The sequence below is a fragment of the Acinetobacter sp. 802_lipA genome (assembly GCF_058242885.1).
The window spans coordinates 3,510,350-3,527,519 of sequence record NZ_JBZAYP010000001.1 but is presented as its reverse complement, the minus strand read 5'-3'; the positions used below and the strand labels follow the sequence as shown (position 1 = coordinate 3,527,519).

The 17,170-nt window shown below is 43.2% G+C and carries 15 protein-coding genes and 1 riboswitch; of the genes, 10 read left to right on the top strand and 5 right to left on the bottom strand.

Features of this window, described 5'->3' with window-relative positions:
• The first annotated feature begins 35 nt into the window (after positions 1–35).
• The 10 genes from benC (at position 36) to accC (ending at position 10,076) form a co-directional block, all read left to right on the top strand.
• Positions 36–1,052, top strand: a complete 1,017-nt coding sequence (gene benC / locus AC4CU3_RS17530) for a benzoate 1,2-dioxygenase electron transfer component BenC (RefSeq protein WP_279043315.1) — start codon at positions 36–38, stop codon at positions 1,050–1,052.
• A gap of 15 nt (positions 1,053–1,067) precedes the next feature.
• Positions 1,068–1,853, top strand: coding sequence for a benzoate diol dehydrogenase BenD (gene benD / locus AC4CU3_RS17525; protein WP_279043314.1), 786 nt, complete (start codon positions 1,068–1,070; stop codon positions 1,851–1,853).
• A 54-nt stretch (positions 1,854–1,907) separates the two neighbouring features.
• Positions 1,908–3,140, top strand: a complete 1,233-nt coding sequence (gene benE / locus AC4CU3_RS17520) for a benzoate/H(+) symporter BenE (RefSeq protein WP_279043312.1) — start codon at positions 1,908–1,910, stop codon at positions 3,138–3,140.
• Between the two features lie 27 nt (positions 3,141–3,167).
• Positions 3,168–3,848, top strand: a complete 681-nt coding sequence (locus AC4CU3_RS17515; protein WP_279043310.1) for a 3-oxoacid CoA-transferase subunit A — start codon at positions 3,168–3,170, stop codon at positions 3,846–3,848.
• A 13-nt stretch (positions 3,849–3,861) separates the two neighbouring features.
• Positions 3,862–4,518, top strand: coding sequence for a 3-oxoacid CoA-transferase subunit B (locus AC4CU3_RS17510; RefSeq protein ID WP_279043308.1), 657 nt, complete (start codon positions 3,862–3,864; stop codon positions 4,516–4,518).
• Between the two features lie 117 nt (positions 4,519–4,635).
• Positions 4,636–5,841 carry a 3-oxoadipyl-CoA thiolase gene (gene pcaF, locus AC4CU3_RS17505; protein ID WP_279043306.1) on the top strand — a complete coding sequence of 402 codons (1,206 nt, stop codon included), beginning with the start codon at positions 4,636–4,638 and terminating at the stop codon, positions 5,839–5,841.
• 100 nt (positions 5,842–5,941) lie between these two features.
• Positions 5,942–6,718 (top strand): 3-oxoadipate enol-lactonase, encoded by a 777-nt coding sequence (pcaD, locus tag AC4CU3_RS17500; RefSeq protein ID WP_279043304.1) that lies wholly within the window; start codon positions 5,942–5,944, stop codon positions 6,716–6,718.
• 1,088 nt (positions 6,719–7,806) lie between these two features.
• Complete coding sequence (aroQ, locus tag AC4CU3_RS17495; protein ID WP_114836661.1) at positions 7,807–8,262, top strand: type II 3-dehydroquinate dehydratase; 456 nt, start codon at positions 7,807–7,809, stop codon at positions 8,260–8,262.
• A gap of 16 nt (positions 8,263–8,278) precedes the next feature.
• Positions 8,279–8,698 (top strand): acetyl-CoA carboxylase biotin carboxyl carrier protein, encoded by a 420-nt coding sequence (accB, locus tag AC4CU3_RS17490; protein ID WP_114836662.1) that lies wholly within the window; start codon positions 8,279–8,281, stop codon positions 8,696–8,698.
• Between the two features lie 16 nt (positions 8,699–8,714).
• Positions 8,715–10,076, top strand: a complete 1,362-nt coding sequence (accC, locus tag AC4CU3_RS17485) for an acetyl-CoA carboxylase biotin carboxylase subunit (protein WP_114836663.1) — start codon at positions 8,715–8,717, stop codon at positions 10,074–10,076.
• Positions 10,077–10,139: 63 nt separating this feature from the next.
• On the opposite strand, the gene AC4CU3_RS17480 is transcribed toward accC, so the two are convergent.
• The 5 genes from AC4CU3_RS17480 to AC4CU3_RS17460 form a co-directional block, all read right to left on the bottom strand.
• On the bottom strand, positions 10,140–10,577 hold the full coding sequence (locus AC4CU3_RS17480) for a hypothetical protein (RefSeq protein ID WP_224216854.1): 438 nt from the start codon (positions 10,575–10,577) through the stop codon (positions 10,140–10,142).
• Between the two features lie 241 nt (positions 10,578–10,818).
• Positions 10,819–14,424 (bottom strand): urea carboxylase, encoded by a 3,606-nt coding sequence (gene uca / locus AC4CU3_RS17475; RefSeq protein WP_279043300.1) that lies wholly within the window; start codon positions 14,422–14,424, stop codon positions 10,819–10,821.
• A gap of 5 nt (positions 14,425–14,429) precedes the next feature.
• Positions 14,430–15,080, bottom strand: a complete 651-nt coding sequence (locus tag AC4CU3_RS17470; RefSeq protein ID WP_114836665.1) for an urea amidolyase associated protein UAAP2 — start codon at positions 15,078–15,080, stop codon at positions 14,430–14,432.
• Between the two features lie 17 nt (positions 15,081–15,097).
• A complete protein-coding gene (locus AC4CU3_RS17465; RefSeq protein WP_279043297.1) occupies positions 15,098–15,838 on the bottom strand; it encodes an urea amidolyase associated protein UAAP1 in 741 nt (246 codons plus the stop codon).
• Positions 15,839–15,865: 27 nt separating this feature from the next.
• A riboswitch (guanidine-I (ykkC/yxkD leader) is annotated at positions 15,866–15,969 on the bottom strand.
• A 144-nt stretch (positions 15,970–16,113) separates the two neighbouring features.
• Positions 16,114–17,007 (bottom strand): LysR family transcriptional regulator, encoded by an 894-nt coding sequence (locus tag AC4CU3_RS17460; protein ID WP_004979763.1) that lies wholly within the window; start codon positions 17,005–17,007, stop codon positions 16,114–16,116.
• Positions 17,008–17,170 lie beyond the last annotated feature (163 nt).

The window sequence follows — 17,170 nt, the reverse complement described above, 5'->3', positions numbered from 1 at the left end:
TGCCAAGTTTCAACGTTTTTAAAGGATATTCAGCCATGTCAAACCACAATGTTGCACTTCAATTTGAAGATGGCGTAACGCGTTTTATTACCGTGACTCAAGGTGAGTCTTTATCAGATGCCGCTTACCGCCAAAAAATTAACATTCCGCTAGACTGCCGTGATGGTGCATGTGGGACTTGCCGCGCTTTTTGCGAATCTGGTAGTTATGACATGCCTGAAGATACGTATATTGAAGATGCGTTAACGCCCGAAGAAGCGGAACAAGGCTATATTTTGGCGTGCCAATGCCGTCCAAGCTCGGATGCCGTATTCCAAATTCAAGCTTCATCTGAAGTCTGCAAAACCGAAATTCACCAGTATCAAGGTACTTTAGTCGCTGTTGAAAACTTATCAGAATCGACCATTACTTTTGATATTCAGTTGGATGAAGGTCAACCTGACATTCACTTCCTTGCTGGTCAATATGTCAACGTCGGCATTCCAGAGACAGCAGAAACTCGTTCCTATTCATTTAGCTCGAAACCAGGCAACCGTTTAACGGGCTTTGTGGTACGTAATGTGCCGAATGGCAAAATGAGTAGTTTTTTAAGCAGTGCTGCCAAAGCGGGCGACAAAATGACTTTTACTGGTCCATTTGGTAGCTTTTACCTGCGTAATGTGGTTCGTCCTGTTGTCATGCTTGCAGGCGGTACAGGTATTGCCCCTTTTATGTCTATGTTGCAGATTTTAGAAGAAAAAGGCGCTGAACACCCTGTTCGTTTGGTGTTTGGTGTCACCAATGACTTCGACTTAGTTGCTTTAGAACAGCTCAATGCCCTCCAAGCTAAACTCCCATGGTTTGAATACCGTACTGTGGTTGCAAGTCCAGACTCTGCACATGAGCGTAAAGGTTATGTGACTGGGCACATTGACAATGAATGGCTCAATGGCGGTGATGTTGATGTCTACCTTTGTGGTCCTGTCCCTATGGTTGATGCCGTTCGTGGTTGGTTAGATAGCGAAGGTGTAAAACCTGCAAACTTCCTGTTTGAAAAATTCTCTGCAAACTGATTGGGGCCACTTATCATGTCTGATCGTCAAAGATTTTTAAACAAAGTCGTGATTGTGACTGGTGCCGCTCAAGGCATTGGTCGCGGTATTGCACTCCAAGTGGCTGATGAAGGTGCGCAAGTTGTCTTAGCCGACTTATCTGACTATGTCGATGAAACATTAGCAGAAATTGAAGCGCATCAAGGCGATGCAATAACAGTCAAAACCAACCTTGAAACCTTCGCAGGTGCTCAAAGTGTTGTAGACAAAGCACTTGAAGTCTATGGCCGTGTCGATGTGCTCATCAACAACGTCGGCGGTGCAATTTGGATGAAACCTTTTGAAGAGTTTTCTGAAGAAGAAATCATCAAAGAAGTGAATCGCTCATTATTTCCAACGCTGTGGTGTTGTCATGCTGTTTTACCTGAAATGATTAAAAATCAGAAAGGTACGATTGTAAATGTGTCTTCTATTGCGACTCGTGGCATTAACCGTGTGCCCTATTCGGCATCCAAAGGTGGGGTTAATGCTCTTACTGCAGCACTTGCTTTTGAACATGCCAAAGATGGGATCCGAGTGAATGCAGTTGCTACGGGTGGAACCGAAGCACCGCCGCGTAAAGTGCCGCGTAATACAAATCCACTGTCTGAAAATGAAAAGTCGTGGATGCAACAAGTGGTCGATCAAACCATTGACCGTAGTTTTATGAACCGTTATGGCACGATTCAGGAACAAGTGAATGCAATTGTATTCCTTGCTTCAGATGATTCGTCATATATGACAGGTACAGTTGTTCCTGTCGGCGGTGGCGATCAAGGCTAATTGATCGTTACATTACTTTTATATACAGGATCATGTCTGCATGGAGGCAAATGAATGGCTACCCTGTTTAAAACTTTGAAAGAAGATTGGTCTATTTCCGCCACTGTCGCAGGATTTTTGGCCGTGCTGATTTCCTATTCAGGACCACTCATTATCTTCTTTCAGGCTGCGCAACACGCTCAAGTTTCCCCGACCATGATGATTTCATGGATTTGGGGTATTTCTATTGGAGCAGCCGTGGCAGGGATCTTTCTTTCCATTAAGTTCAAAGTCCCTGTGATTACAGCATGGTCTGCGCCAGGTACGGCTTTATTGGTCACCCTGTTCCCGAATATTAGCCTGAATGAAGCTGTAGCCGCTTATATCACCTCAGCCGTGGTGATTTTCCTGATCGGGATCAGTGGTTACTTCGATAAATTATTGAAATGGATTCCGCAGTCAGTAGCCGCGGGAATGATGGCAGGTATTCTATTTCAGTTTGGTTTAGGTCTGTTTAGCGCAACTAATAGCATGCCGATTATTGTGTTTAGCATGCTATTTGTCTTTTTAGTCGCAAAACGAATTTCACCGCGCTATAGCATGCTTTGGGTACTGCTTTCTGGTGTGGCCTTGAGCTTTGGGCTTGGTGAAATGAATGCGGTGAGTTTAGATTTCCAACTTGCCATTCCTCAGTTCATCAGTCCCGAGTGGACTTGGCACTCAACCTTAAACCTTGCCCTACCTTTGATTTTAGTCAGTCTGACAGGACAGTTTTTACCGGGCATGGCCATCATGAAACTGAGTGGTTATGACATGCCTGCCAAGCCGATTATCACCGCCACCAGTATTGCGTCTTTAGCTGTTGCATGTGTCGGCGGTATCACCATTGTTTTGGCGTCGATTACGGCTGCACTGTGTATGGGCAAAGATGCGCATGAGTTAAAAGAAAAGCGTTATATCGCAGGCGTTGCTAACGGCATTTTCTATATTTTAGGTGGTTTGTTTGCAGGTAGTATCGTTCTGCTCTTCAGCTTACTGCCGAAAGAGCTTGTTGCCGCATTGGCTGGCTTGGCCTTATTGGGTGCGATTTCAACCAATATAGCTGTAGCCATGAAAGATGAATCTCAACGAGATTCTGCCCTCATTACTTTTTTAGCTACAGCTTCAGGTATGCACTTTTTGGGTCTAAGTTCCGTTTTTTGGGGCATCGTCATTGGTTTAACTGCGTATCTAATTTTAACCAAATGCAGCCCTGACGTTTCAGCTTTAGCTTCAACTCCAAGCTCCAATCCAAGTTCCAAAAGTTAATAGGTACGCTGTACCTAGGACAATATTATGATTGATAAAAGTTCAGCTTCTATAACAGAAGCACTTTCGCAAATAAAGGATGGCTCAACCATCATGATCGGTGGTTTTGGTACCGCAGGGCAACCTGCTGAACTGATTGATGGCTTAATTCAACTCGGCATTAAAGACCTTACCATCGTCAGCAACAATGCTGGTAATGGCGACTATGGTTTAGCCAAGCTCCTCAAAGCAGGTGCCGTGAAAAAAGTCATCTGTTCCTTCCCGCGTCAGTCTGACTCTTGGGTCTTCGATGAACTCTATCGTGCAGGCAAAATTGAGTTAGAACTGGTGCCTCAAGGCAACTTGGCCTGTCGTATTCAAGCCGCAGGTATGGGACTTGGTGCAGTTTTCACCCCAACTGGTTACGGTACCTTATTGGCTGAAGGCAAAGAAACCCGTCACATTGACGGTAAAGATTATGTGTTGGAATATCCAATCAAAGCCGACTTTGCTTTGATTAAAGCCCAACAAGGCGACCGTTGGGGCAATCTGGTCTATCGTAAATCTGCACGTAACTTTGGTCCGATTATGGCAATGGCAGCCAACGTGACCATTGCACAAGTCTCTGAAGTGGTGGATTTAGGAGCTTTAGACCCTGAACACATCATCACCGCAGGTATTTTTGTTCAACACGTGGTACAGGTTCAACCTGAACCTGTTGCTGTGTAATCGGGAGAACATCATGAGCTATCAAAAACTCAGCCGTAACCAAATTGCAGAACGTGTGGCACAAGATATCCACGATGGTGCGTATGTCAATCTCGGGATTGGCTTACCAACCAAGATTGCCAGCTACCTTCCAAGCGACAAAGACGTATTCCTGCATTCTGAAAATGGTTTATTGGCTTTTGGTCCACCGCCTGAAAAAGGTCAAGAGGACCCTGAGTTGATCAATGCGGGTAAAGAATATGTGACCATGCTGCAAGGCGGTGCCTTTTTCCATCATGGTGACTCTTTTGCCATGATGCGTGGCGGTCACTTAGATATTGCCGTGCTTGGTGCCTTCCAAGTGGCAGCCAATGGTGACTTAGCCAACTGGCATACTGGTGCGCCCAATGCGATTCCTGCCGTCGGTGGTGCGATGGACTTAGCTGTCGGTGCCAAGAAAGTCTTTATTACCACCGACCATGTGACCAAACAAGGTGAACCAAAGATCGTGGCTGAACTGAGCTACCCAGCAACAGGTTTGAAGTGTGTGGATCGGATTTACACCGACCTGTGTGTGATTGATGTCACTGCTGAAGGTTTAAAAGTGATTGAAAAAGTCGACGGTCTAAGCTTTGCAGAATTGCAGGCGATGACGGGTGCTCCGTTGGTGGATGCGACACAACAGAATTAATGATTTGAATCCCCCTAAATCCCCCTTTGCTAAAGGGGGACTTCTCTAGCATCAAGTGCGGTAGGTCTCCCTCCTTTTTAAAGGAGGGATTAAGGGAGGATTAAGAGAAGAATAGATATGAAAAACGCTTATATCATCGATGCCATCCGTACCCCATTCGGACGTTATGCAGGTGGACTCGCTCCAGTGCGTGCCGATGACTTGGGTGCAGTGCCGATTCAAGCTTTAATACAACGTAATCCAAGTGTAGATTGGACACAAGTTGATGATGTGATCTATGGCTGCGCCAACCAAGCGGGAGAAGACAACCGGAATGTCGGACGCATGTCTGCACTGCTTGCAGGCTTACCTGTCGAAGTTCCAGCCACAACGGTGAATCGCTTATGTGGCTCATCACTCGATGCGATTGCCATGGCAGCGCGTGCAATTAAAGCCGGCGAAGCAGATTTAATCATCGCAGGTGGTGTGGAAAGTATGTCTCGTGCACCTTTTGTGATGGGTAAATCAGAAACCGCATATGGCCGTAGTCAAAAGATTGAAGACACCACTATGGGCTGGCGTTTTATTAATCCTCAGCTCAAAGCAATGTATGGTGTAGACACCATGCCGCAAACCGCGGAGAACGTAGCACAACAATTTAATATTGATCGCGCAGATCAAGACCAGTTTGCCTTGGCGAGTCAACAGCGCACCGCAACCGCGCAAGCTCAAGGCTTTTTTACACATGAGATCATCCCGGTGAGTATTGCTCAGCGTAAGGGTGATCCGATTGTGGTCGACACGGATGAACATCCACGTGCATCGACCACCTTAGAAGGTTTAGCCAAACTCAAGCCAGTCGTCACAGCTGAAGGCACCGTCACTGCGGGGAATGCATCAGGCATCAATGACGGTGCGGCTGCTGTACTGATTGCTTCAGAAGCAGCGATTCAGCAATACCAGCTTAAACCGCGTGCCAAAATCATTGCTTCAACAGCAGTGGGGGTTGAACCACGCATCATGGGCTTTGCTCCAGCACCTGCCATCAAGAAGCTCCTCAAACAAGCTAATCTGACATTAGAGCAGATGGATGTGATTGAGTTGAATGAAGCTTTTGCAGCACAAGCACTGGCCGTTACCCGTGACCTCGGTCTGGCAGACGATACGACACAAGTGAATCCGAATGGTGGGGCGATTGCGATTGGTCATCCACTGGGTGCATCGGGCGCACGTTTAGTCACCACAGCATTAAATCAATTGGAACAAACCGGTGGCACCTATGCGCTATGTTCAATGTGCATTGGTGTCGGTCAAGGTATTGCAATGATTATTCAGCGGGTTTAACCCTTCTTCTGATCTGACGAGGTGTTTCTGCTCATAACACGTTTTGCTGATAACAACAGTAGAGACACTCAAAAATTTTTAATGAATTAAGGAAAAGTATATGCCAAGTTTTACTTCAAATAATGCCGAAATTCACTATCAGACCTTTGGTGACCCCAAAAATCCTGCGATCGTTTTTTCAAACTCGCTAGGCACAAACTTCAACATGTGGAAACCACAAATTACTTTTTTCCAGAAAAATTATTTTGTGATTTGCTATGACACTCGCGGGCATGGTCAGTCTTCTTCGCCTCAAGGGCCTTATGATATTGAACAACTTGGTCTAGACCTGATCCATTTATTGGACCATTTAAATATTGAGAAAGCCATTTTTTGTGGCATTTCAATGGGCGGACTTACAGGTCAGTGGTTAGTCATTCATAAACCTGAACGTTTTCACCGTGCCATTGTATGTAATACCTCTGCCAAAATTGGCAATGAACAGGCATGGAATGATCGCGCATCACTTGTACGTACCTATGGTTTAGAACCCATTGCATCGACGGCTGCGAGCCGTTGGTTTACCGAACCCTTTATCCAAAGCAACGCAGCAACTGTAGCAGCGCTTTCAAACGACTTAGGTGCTGGCAGCACAGAAGGTTATGCGAGTTGTTGTGAAGCTTTGGCTAAAGCGGATTTACGTGAAAAACTCGAAAGCATTCACGTACCTTTACTTGTTATTGCAGGGCGTAAAGACCCCGTAACAACAGTCTCAGATGCGCAGTACATGGTGAATCACATCCGAAGTAGTGCCCTATTTGAAATCGATGCCTCTCATATTTCAAATATCGAACAGCCCAAAGCCTTCAATCAGGCCATCTTAGACTTTATTGCTTAATGCTCTAGATCTGATCCAATAACAGCCCAACATGGGCTGTTTTTTTCTTACCTATTTAAAGAAAGAGATAGGAATGCGTAAAACTCAGCATTAGAAATATGTTGGCTTAGGCTCATTCTATTGTTCATCTTAAAATCATCAAAACTCAAAAATTGTATACAAAACAAACTGAAATTATTATGATTTCAAAATCATATCTTCGAAATTTCACTTATTGCCAATCCTAAACTCACTAGATCCCATCATGTAAAGCCGAATCTACCCAGTTAAAATGAGCAAAATAGCCAATCGTTTTGTTTTATAAAATCTTCTCGCTCAGCAAATGCCCATACGCAATAGGAGGATATTTTTCCAATACAATCTGCTACTCAGCAATTTTTCTACAGTCTTTTGCTTATTTAACGGAAAATTTATCAGCAAGGAGGATGCTGAAAAGCCCCTTAGAAACCTGAGTTTTCCTCTTACTGTTTCAAGTTTTTCAGTTTTTTGCTAAAAGTTAATGACGTCAGCTAAATAGATGTTAACAACAGACAAAAGCGTCCATCTACACTTTAATGTAACAAGTTAATGTTTTAATTGATGAAAGTGATATTTTCCAGTTCAATGTTGATCCAATAAAGCTTAGCAACTGAATTGATCATGGTCGTCAAGCCAGCCAAAATAGCTAGAATAAATTGATCAGATCATCTACAGATACAAACCATATCAGACTTCAGTTTTATTTTGATATACAGTTTAGCCATATAAGAATTGATCTAGATCTGATGCAGAGTGAGCTACCGACTAAGAAGTCTGAGCTGCCCTCTTTTCAAGACTTGAGTTGTACCTGTGGCACAAAACGAAAACAAATCTGCTGCTTTTGGTCAATTTGGCTTACAATGTAAAAAAGAGTAATAATCCGAAAATTTGTAATCTTTTAACATTGCCAATTCCTTGCAAAATTTACATTATATTGCCGAAGTTTGGCACTAAGCATCTACGTCAATTCAAACAAACTATAAAAAAAATGTAGAACTTTATGCCATAATACGCAAACTTTGCAGCCATCTTGCAAAGATTTATTGCAATTTATAAATGGAGCAAGCTAAATGAGTTCGACCATTTTGGTTATTCATGGACCGAATCTAAATTTGCTAGGAAAGCGCGAACCAGAAGTATATGGTTCTCTAACGCTGAACGACATCAATCAGCAACTCATTGCACAAGCTGAAAATGCTTCAATTTCTCTCGACACTTTCCAAAGTAATTGGGAAGGTGCCATTGTCGACCGTATTCATCAAGCCCAAGCGGATGGCGTCCAATTTATTATTATTAACCCCGCTGCACTCACGCATACCTCTGTTGCTCTACGTGATGCCCTGCTTGGTGTAGCCATCCCATTTATTGAAGTTCATTTATCGAATGTTCATGCGCGCGAAGCGTTTAGACATCATTCATATTTATCAGATAAAGCCGTTGGCGTTATTTGTGGCTTAGGTACTCAAGGTTATAGCGCTGCGCTCAATTACGCTCTCACTAAAATTCAACCCTCTACGCAATCATAATTAGGAATACTGTCACATGGATATTCGTAAAATCAAGAAACTCATCGACCTGATGATTGAATCTGACTTACAAGCGATTGAAGTTAAAGAAGGCGATCAATCGATTGCGCTGACTCGTCGTAGTCCAGTTGTTGCAGCTGGTGCTCCTGTTGCTATGGCGGCTCCTGTTGCTCAAGCTCCAGCGGCTAAAACACCACGTGGTGCTGTAGAATCTTCTCCAATGGTTGGTGTGTTCTACGCGGCACCAAGCCCAGGTGAAGCGCCATTTGTTAAAGTCGGTCAAACCATCACTGCTGGTGAAACACTTGGTATTATCGAAGCAATGAAAATCATGAACCCGATTGAAGCAACGCAAAGCGGCGTGGTTGAAGAAATTTTAGTGAAAAACGGCGAAGTGATCCAATTCGGTCAACCATTATTCCGCTACCGCGCGTAATAGACGGGGACTTATAATGTTGCAAAAAGTTTTAATTGCAAACCGTGGTGAAATTGCCTTGCGCATCACCCGTGCCTGCAAAACTTTAGGAATTAAGACTGTAGGGATCTATTCAGATGCCGACAAAGACTTAATGCACCTACGTTTTGTAGACGAAGCAGTATGTATTGGACCAGGTGCGAGCAGTGAAAGCTACTTGAACATTCCTGCCATTATTACAGCAGCTGAAATTTCAGGTGCAGATGCTATTCACCCAGGTTATGGCTTCTTATCAGAAAATGCTGAATTTGCTGAAATTGTAGAAAATTCTGGTTTCATTTTTATTGGACCGCGCCCTGAACACATCCGTTTGATGGGTAACAAAGTTTCTGCGATTACAGCAATGCGTAAAGCAGGTGTTCCAACCGTACCGGGTTCTGCAAATGCGGTTACACCGCAAAATGCGCTGGCTGAAGCTAAAGAAATTGGTTTCCCATTGATCGTGAAAGCTGCTTCTGGTGGTGGTGGTCGTGGTATGCGTATTGTAGAACGTGTCGATACTCTGCTTGAATCCGTTCAAGCCGCACAGCGTGATGCTGAAATGTGGTTTGGCGATGACACGGTGTATATGGAACGTTTCCTACAAACACCTCGTCACGTTGAAGTCCAAGTTCTTGCCGACGGTAATGGCCACGCGATTCACCTCTATGACCGCGACTGCTCTTTACAGCGCCGCCATCAGAAAGTGCTAGAAGAAGCGCCAGCGCCAAACTTACCTGAACAAGCACGTGCTGACATTTTAGAAGCTTGCGTAAATGCTTGTAAATTAATGCAGTACCGCGGTGCAGGTACATTCGAGTTCTTGTTTGAAGATGGTGAATTCTTCTTTATTGAGATGAATACACGTGTTCAAGTTGAACACCCTGTAACTGAAATGGTGACAGGTATCGACATTATTGAACAACAGCTCCGCATTGCTGGTGGCTTAGGTCTTGAAATTGAACAAGATCAAGTTGAAGTCAAAGGCCATGCGATTGAATGCCGTATCAATGCTGAAGATCCAACGACTTTCTTACCTTCACCGGGTAAAATTGAGAATTTTTATGTGCCAGGTGGTGCAGGTATTCGTCTTGATTCACATATCTATCAAGGCTATAGCATTCCGCCATACTATGACTCGATGATTGCGAAGCTGATCGCACACGGTAAGGATCGTAAAACATCACTTGCACGCATGCGCCAAGCGCTTGATGAAATGATTTTGACCGGTATTAAAACCAATATTCCATTGCATAAAGATTTGATTCTTCAAGATGAAAAATTCTGTGAACAAGCAATGGATATTCACTACCTTGAAAAGCACCTGTTAAAGCAAATTGAAGACAATCAAGATAAGTAATTGTCTTGATCCTTAAATAAAAAACCGCGATAAATCGCGGTTTTTTATTTATAAAACAATTAATTAAGGTAGTACGCGACGTAGCGTTGCAAAGCATTGCTGTGCTTTATCATTGGCACAAAAATTAATGGTCGATGGACTTTGCCATTTCACAAAATACTGAGACATTTCACCAGTCTGATCTTCTTGTGACCCAGAACAATCTACTTGGTTATTGTCAAATTTGACCTGTAAAATTAAAGCAGGCAGTTGCACATTTTTATCGGTTGATGGCTGGTAATCATAAATTCCCGTAGACCATTCTTCCCCACTTTTAATCACAACATCACTATTACTTTTAAAATTATAGTATTCAACGCATTTACGATTATTTGGAATTTCCATTCCCCATAAGCCCACAATTTCAGGGCGTGTCGTTACACGAATATTATTTTGATTTGATGCTTGAGTATCCTCAGGCTGACTTGGCGTATTTGCCATAAGCACTGATGAAGTTAACATGAATAACATGCCGAGTAATGTTTTTTTCATACAAGCCATAATGTTTTTAAGCGTCTCACTAAATTAGCATATTTTGATTCAAAACATCATTTTATAACCATTTCATAACAATCTATTTTTTGTTATGGGTTGCAATCTCGATTTAACAAAACGATTTATTGTCAGCACTAGATAAATTCTCCTTTCAGAATCGAAAAAAGACCGCTTAAGCAGTCTTTTTTGTATTTCTTGATATTTGAATTTAGGCTACAGGTGCCAGTGTAAACAGCACCTGACCTGTTTTTACCGTTTGCCCTTTTTCAATGGTAATGGCTTCAACCTTCATCCGCTCAGGTGCAATAATGGGAATTTCAATTTTCATGGCTTCAATCACGGCCAAAGTTGCCCCTTCTTCCACAATGTCTCCAGAGGTACATTCAATTTTCCAAATAGAACCCGGCATATGCGACTCTACTGCACAACCACCTTCAGGAATTTGAATTTCACTGTCGTCTAAAACCGCATCTAGACTTTCAGAAACATGTTCAGTCAAACCTGCCTCATGCCAACGACGGCGTTCATATTCAAAGTTCGTTTGCTGTACTGCTTTAAAATTTGAAATGGATGCTGCATTTTCAATGAGGAAGTTATTATATTCTTTTAAATTTAAAACCCCATCTTCTACACGAAGCTTTAAGCGCCCCGCTTTAAAGTCTTCCCGCATTTGCATCAGTTCTGTTTCAGACACTTCGTAAAATTTAATTTGATCAAAGAAGCGCAGTAGCCATGGCTTATCCTGTTCAAAGTCGGGGTTTTTGCGGTAACGACTCCACATTTGGGTTGTACGTCCAACAAACTGATAACCACCTGGGCCTTCCATACCATAGACACACATATATGCGCCACCAATACCGACTGCATTTTCAGGCGTCCAAGTGCGTGCAGGATTATATTTGGTGGTCACTAAACGATGACGTGGGTCCAGCGGCGTTGCCACAGGTGCACCCAAGTACACATCTCCCAAACCCATCACCAAATAATTGGTGCTGAATACGATATCCTTCACTGCTTGCTTTGAGTCTAGACCATTGATACGACGAATAAACTCTACATTGTCAGGACACCACGGCGCATCTGGACGTACTGTTTGCATATAACGTTCAGTCGCCAACTGAGTTTGTGAGTCCTCCCAAGCCAAAGGCAAATAAACTGTGCGCGAAGGCACTTCCATTGCTGTCACATCAGGCAATTCACTTTCTGCTTGCTGTAAAAGGCATAATAAATGTTTTTGATCTAGCACCAATGAATCAAAATGAATTTGCAGCGAACGAATACCCGGTGTTAAGTCTATAATCCCTTCTATACTTTGGTTTTTAACCCATTGCATTAAAGCATGAATACGGAAGCGTAAATTGAGATCTAAAACCAACTCTCCATATTCAACCAACAGATAACTATTACCTGCAGGACGATAAGTCACAACAGGTCTAGCGCTCTCACCTTTTAATGTCGCTAAAACGGCATCTGATAAAGTCTCCATTTCAGCATGAAAGCTTGGAGAAAATTCTACATTTTCAGTCGTATCCGCTGTTAACGCTGCGCTATATTTTTGATTTAATAATTGTGCTTGATCATAAGAAATTGGGATAAATTTAACTTTATCGCCCGCTTTAAGCTGACCAATTTTCCATAGTTCTGAGCTAACCACCACCGCAGGACAAACAAAGCCGCCTAAACTTGGACCATCGGGTCCTAAAATAATTGGCATATCTCCAGTGAAGTCAATCGCGCCAATGGCATAAGCATTGTCATGAATATTCGAAGGATGTAGTCCTGCTTCACCACCATCGGTACGTGCCCATTCAGGTTTTTCACCCACTAATCGAATACCTGTACGACTTGAATTAAAGTGGATTTCAAAGTCTTGCTCAAAGAAGCGATCAATATCGCGTTTGGTGAAAAAGTCTGGCGCACCATGCGGCCCATACATCACCGCAATGTTCCAAGAACGGCCAAAGCTCGGCATCTGCGCTGCGCTAAGAGCAACAGTTTCTGCCGAGGTATAAGCCGTAATCGGCAACATATCTCCAATGAGTAAATTGCGTCCTGTATGACCACCAAACTGACCTAAAGTAAAAGTTGCTTGTGAGCCTAAGTAGGTAGGTACACTCAACCCACCTTTAATACCAATATAACTGCGACAACCTGTGGTGATTTTACCTGTTTTAAGAATTTGCCCTTTTTTAACATTAAGGGTCTGCCACATAGCAACGTCGACACCATCCAATGTCGCAAGCATGTCGCCACCCGTAATCACGATTTGGCTATCACAGTGAAACTTTAAAGTTGGGCCTTGTAATGTACATTCGAGCCCTGCGGTATTAAATGGATTCCCCAATAGTTGATTAGCAACATTTAACGATAGTGGATCAATCGCACCCGATGGTGGCACTCCAACATCCCAGTAACCCAAACGACCATTGACATCTTGTATTGACGTTTGAATACCGGACTGTAATACCTCAACTTTTTGGGTTTTCCACTCAAAAGTATTTAAGAAACGTGTAGTCTGTGTCCCTGCTTTAAACACTTCACAGTCAATAATATTCTGTAAATACTCAAGATTGGTTTCAATTCCTGCCACTGAGGTTTTTGCCAAAGTATCGTTCATGGCCTGAATTGCACTTTCACGGTTTTCGTGAGTCACAATGATTTTGGCAATCATTGGATCATAAAAGGAAGACACGTTTGAACCTGTTTCCACCCATGTTTCATTGCGGGCCTGCGGGTCAAAGTCGACATAAGTCAGTAAGCCAGCACTGGGTTGAAAGTTCTTAATTGGATCTTCAGCATATAAACGGACTTGGATCGAATGGCCTTTAGGTGCAAGTGTATCTGTTGGCGCAGTCCAGTCACCGCTACCTAAAGTGACCATCCATTCCACAAGGTCTACACCAAACACTTGTTCAGTCACGCCATGTTCAACTTGTAGACGTGTATTCACCTCTAAGAAGTAGAAGTTCTGGGTGTCAGTATCCATCACAAATTCAACCGTACCTGCCGAACGGTAATTCACTGACTGCATCAGTTGAACCGCAATACCCTGAATATAAGTACGTTGTTCAGCATTTAAATGTGGTGCTGGAGTCTCCTCGATTACTTTCTGGTTACGGCGCTGTACTGAACAGTCCCGCTCTCCCAAAGCCAGAACCAAACCTCGGCCATCACCAAAAATTTGGACTTCAATATGACGCGCATTTTCCACAAACTTTTCTAAATACAAGCCTGCATCTTTAAAGTTAGCTTGGGCCAAATAAGATACCGTTGCATAAGCATCTTTAAGCTCTGCTTCGTTCCACACCAAACGCATACCAATACCACCACCACCAGCGGTGCTTTTCAACATCACGGGATAACCGATACGCTTTGCTTCGATCAGTGCTTCCGCTTCGTCTGCTAAAAGTTGGCTCCCCGGTAACAATGGCACGTTCGCCTGAGTGGCAAGTTCACGCGCAGTATGCTTTAAGCCAAAACTACGCATTTGCGCAGAATTCGGCCCTAGAAACACAATGCCCCGTGACTCACACAAATCACAAAATTCAGCATTTTCAGACAAGAAGCCATAGCCCGGATGAATGGCTTCAGCACCTGCTTCATTCGCGGCCTGTAAAATTTTTTCAATATTTAAATAACTTTGACTGGCTGGGCTATCACCAATAAATACCGCTTCATCAGCCAAAGTCACATGTAAGGAATCACGATCTGCTTCTGAATACACCGCAACAGACTGAATGCCTAACTTCTTTAATGTACGAATTACTCGGCAGGCAATTGCACCACGGTTGGCAATGAGAACTTTTTTAAACATGCTGATTACTCCTTGCCGTCACGTACAATCAGTTGAATTTTGGTCGGGTTGTAGGCATTACATGGGTTGTTCAGTTGTGGGCAGTTAGAAATCAGCACGATGAGATCCATCTCTGCTTGAATTTCAACATATTTACCCGGCGCCGATATTCCATCGTCAAACTTGAGATGCCCATCACTGCTCACAGGAACATTCATAAAGAAGTTAATATTCGGCCCAATATGACGAACATTCAGTCCATGCTTTTTCGCAATTGGGTGCAAAGCTAAAGCTGTCATAAAGTTATTGCGACAGCTGTGCATCGGAAATGTGTCGTGTGCATAACGTACGGTGTTACTTTCACATGAACAAGCACCGCCTAAGGTGTCATGACGACCACAGTTATCATCATGGATCGTGGCAATTTTGTTGCCATAGTTGGTATATAAGGCTGTGCCTTTTTCGAGATAAATCTGCTGATTGATGGCTAAAGTATCAGTTGCACTGTAACGCTCTTCAGGGTTGCTCGCAGAAATCAATAAAGTATCGACCGCTTGGTTGCCTTCGAGGTCAATAATACGAAAATATTGCCCTTTCTGGACTTCACACATCCATGCCTCACCCGCTGGACAGACTTCATTTAAAACGGTTTTATCAAATGCTTGTAAACTGGTCATGCGTATTCTCCTCGGGGTTAAGCAGCATCAAATGCGTAATAACGCGCGTTGTTTTGAAAACCGCGTTGGTTTTGTGGGCATGAATCACGACAGACATCGTGTACTGCTAAAGCGGAGGCTTTGAATAAGCGCATTTGAATATCGGCTGGCTGATACATTGCTGCTTGACTTAAACCATGTGGCGCGGCAGATAGGAACACCAGACAGTCCATCTCAAAACGCAGTTCAATAGTTTGATGGGTATTATCGACATCGATATAAGATAAGTTGCCTGCATCATCAGGGCGAACTTTAGAGAATAAATTGACCGTAGCTGACAGGTCGGCTTGACCTAATGAAAACTTGGTCATTTCAAGTAACAGGCTGTCACGCCCATTTCGGAACATCTCATTTCGTGCATCTTGGAAAGTTTGAGTGCCGAATTGCTTTTGAATTTGTTCTGTACGACTTGGACCACACAGGGCATCATTCCAACCATGATCATCTTGAACAATTGAGGCCATAACCCGACCTAAGTCTGAATACAGCACATGCCCTGTACTTAGAAATGCCGTATGCTGTGCCTTTAGGCTATCTGGCATATTAAAACGTTCGAGCTTATCTTCGCTGTTGACACAGAAAAGTGAAACGTTGGCTTGTGCTCCCAAGGCTTTAAACTGTAAAACAGTGCCGCGTTGAATACGCCCAGACCAGTGATGCCCACCCGGTAAAAGTTCAGTCCATAGTGCGTTATTGTCGTGATAAGTTATTGTGCTCATGCGCCTCTGCCTAAATCGTAACTGTTTACCTCCCGGGCTTTTATCCCTCCGTGTAGCTCTTTCGAACCGTGAACTCTCGGTCGCAGACATACATAAAATAGATATGTATCGGAACCCTAGATCACTCTTTCAGATTAGACGATGCAAAGGCTGTGCCAATTTAGTATTACGATTTTTAAACTTCGTAATACTATTTATGAGCAATAAATGGGCACTTTAGATTTCAAGCACGCATATTTTCGCTATACGCACTAAAAAGCATCAAATTTTAAGAATTACTTCATTAAAATTTCATGGAACATGTGACGCAGCCACTGATGACTGGTTTTGTGATGACAAGACATATGCCAATACTGTTTCACCCCATAACTTGGGAAGGCAATTGGCGCATTGAAGATTTTTAAATTGCCACGTGAAAGCAGTACTTCACTCAAATAATACGGCACTGTCGCAATCGCATCGGTTTCTTGTACCACCAAGCCGACGCCTAAATAGCTCGGTAAACGCATCAAAATATCACGTTTTAGTTCTAAATTAAGCAGTTCGTTTTCAATATGGTAATGCCCCATGCCCGCATCAATATCGATATGTGACTCAGCCAAGTACTGCGCTGTGCTGATACTGTCACCTGTCAAACGCGGATGATCTTTGGCGGCAATCACCACATAATACTGCTCGAACAGTTGCTGTTGATAAAAGCCATTTTCCAGTTGAGGTAAAAAACCCAGCGCCAAATCAATCTCACCATTTGCCATTTGATAACTGGTTTCAGAGGTGATTGGACGGATATTCAGACGAATATGCGGCGCATGTTTCTTTAAATATTGCGAAATTTTCGGCAACAGCACCAAATGCGAAACATCGGTCATGGCCAAACTAAACTGTTGCTGCGAAGTGGCTTGGTCAAAATCAATCGTAAAGTTATTGATGATTTCAACCTTGTTTAAAGCCTCACTGACCAATGGAAATAACTGTTTCGACAGCTCAGTTGGCACCATTTCATTGCCAATCCGCAAAAATAGCGGATCATTATAATGTTGGCGAATTTTATTCAGAATGTTACTCACCGTCGGTTGACTCATTTCTAGATGATCAGCCGCCAGTGACACACTTTTAAACTTATAAACGTAAAAAAAGATACTGAGTAATTTACAGTCCAGTTCAAACACGAAAAAAATGTTCCTTATATGCATGTGATGGTAGACGATCCATCATCTACCCATTATAGCGATGATCCAATGCTCAAAACTTACTATTATAAGCATCTAGGTCTAATATCAGACGTTTCAGCAATAAAAGTACATTAATTATACCTTTAGCTGTACTGAACAA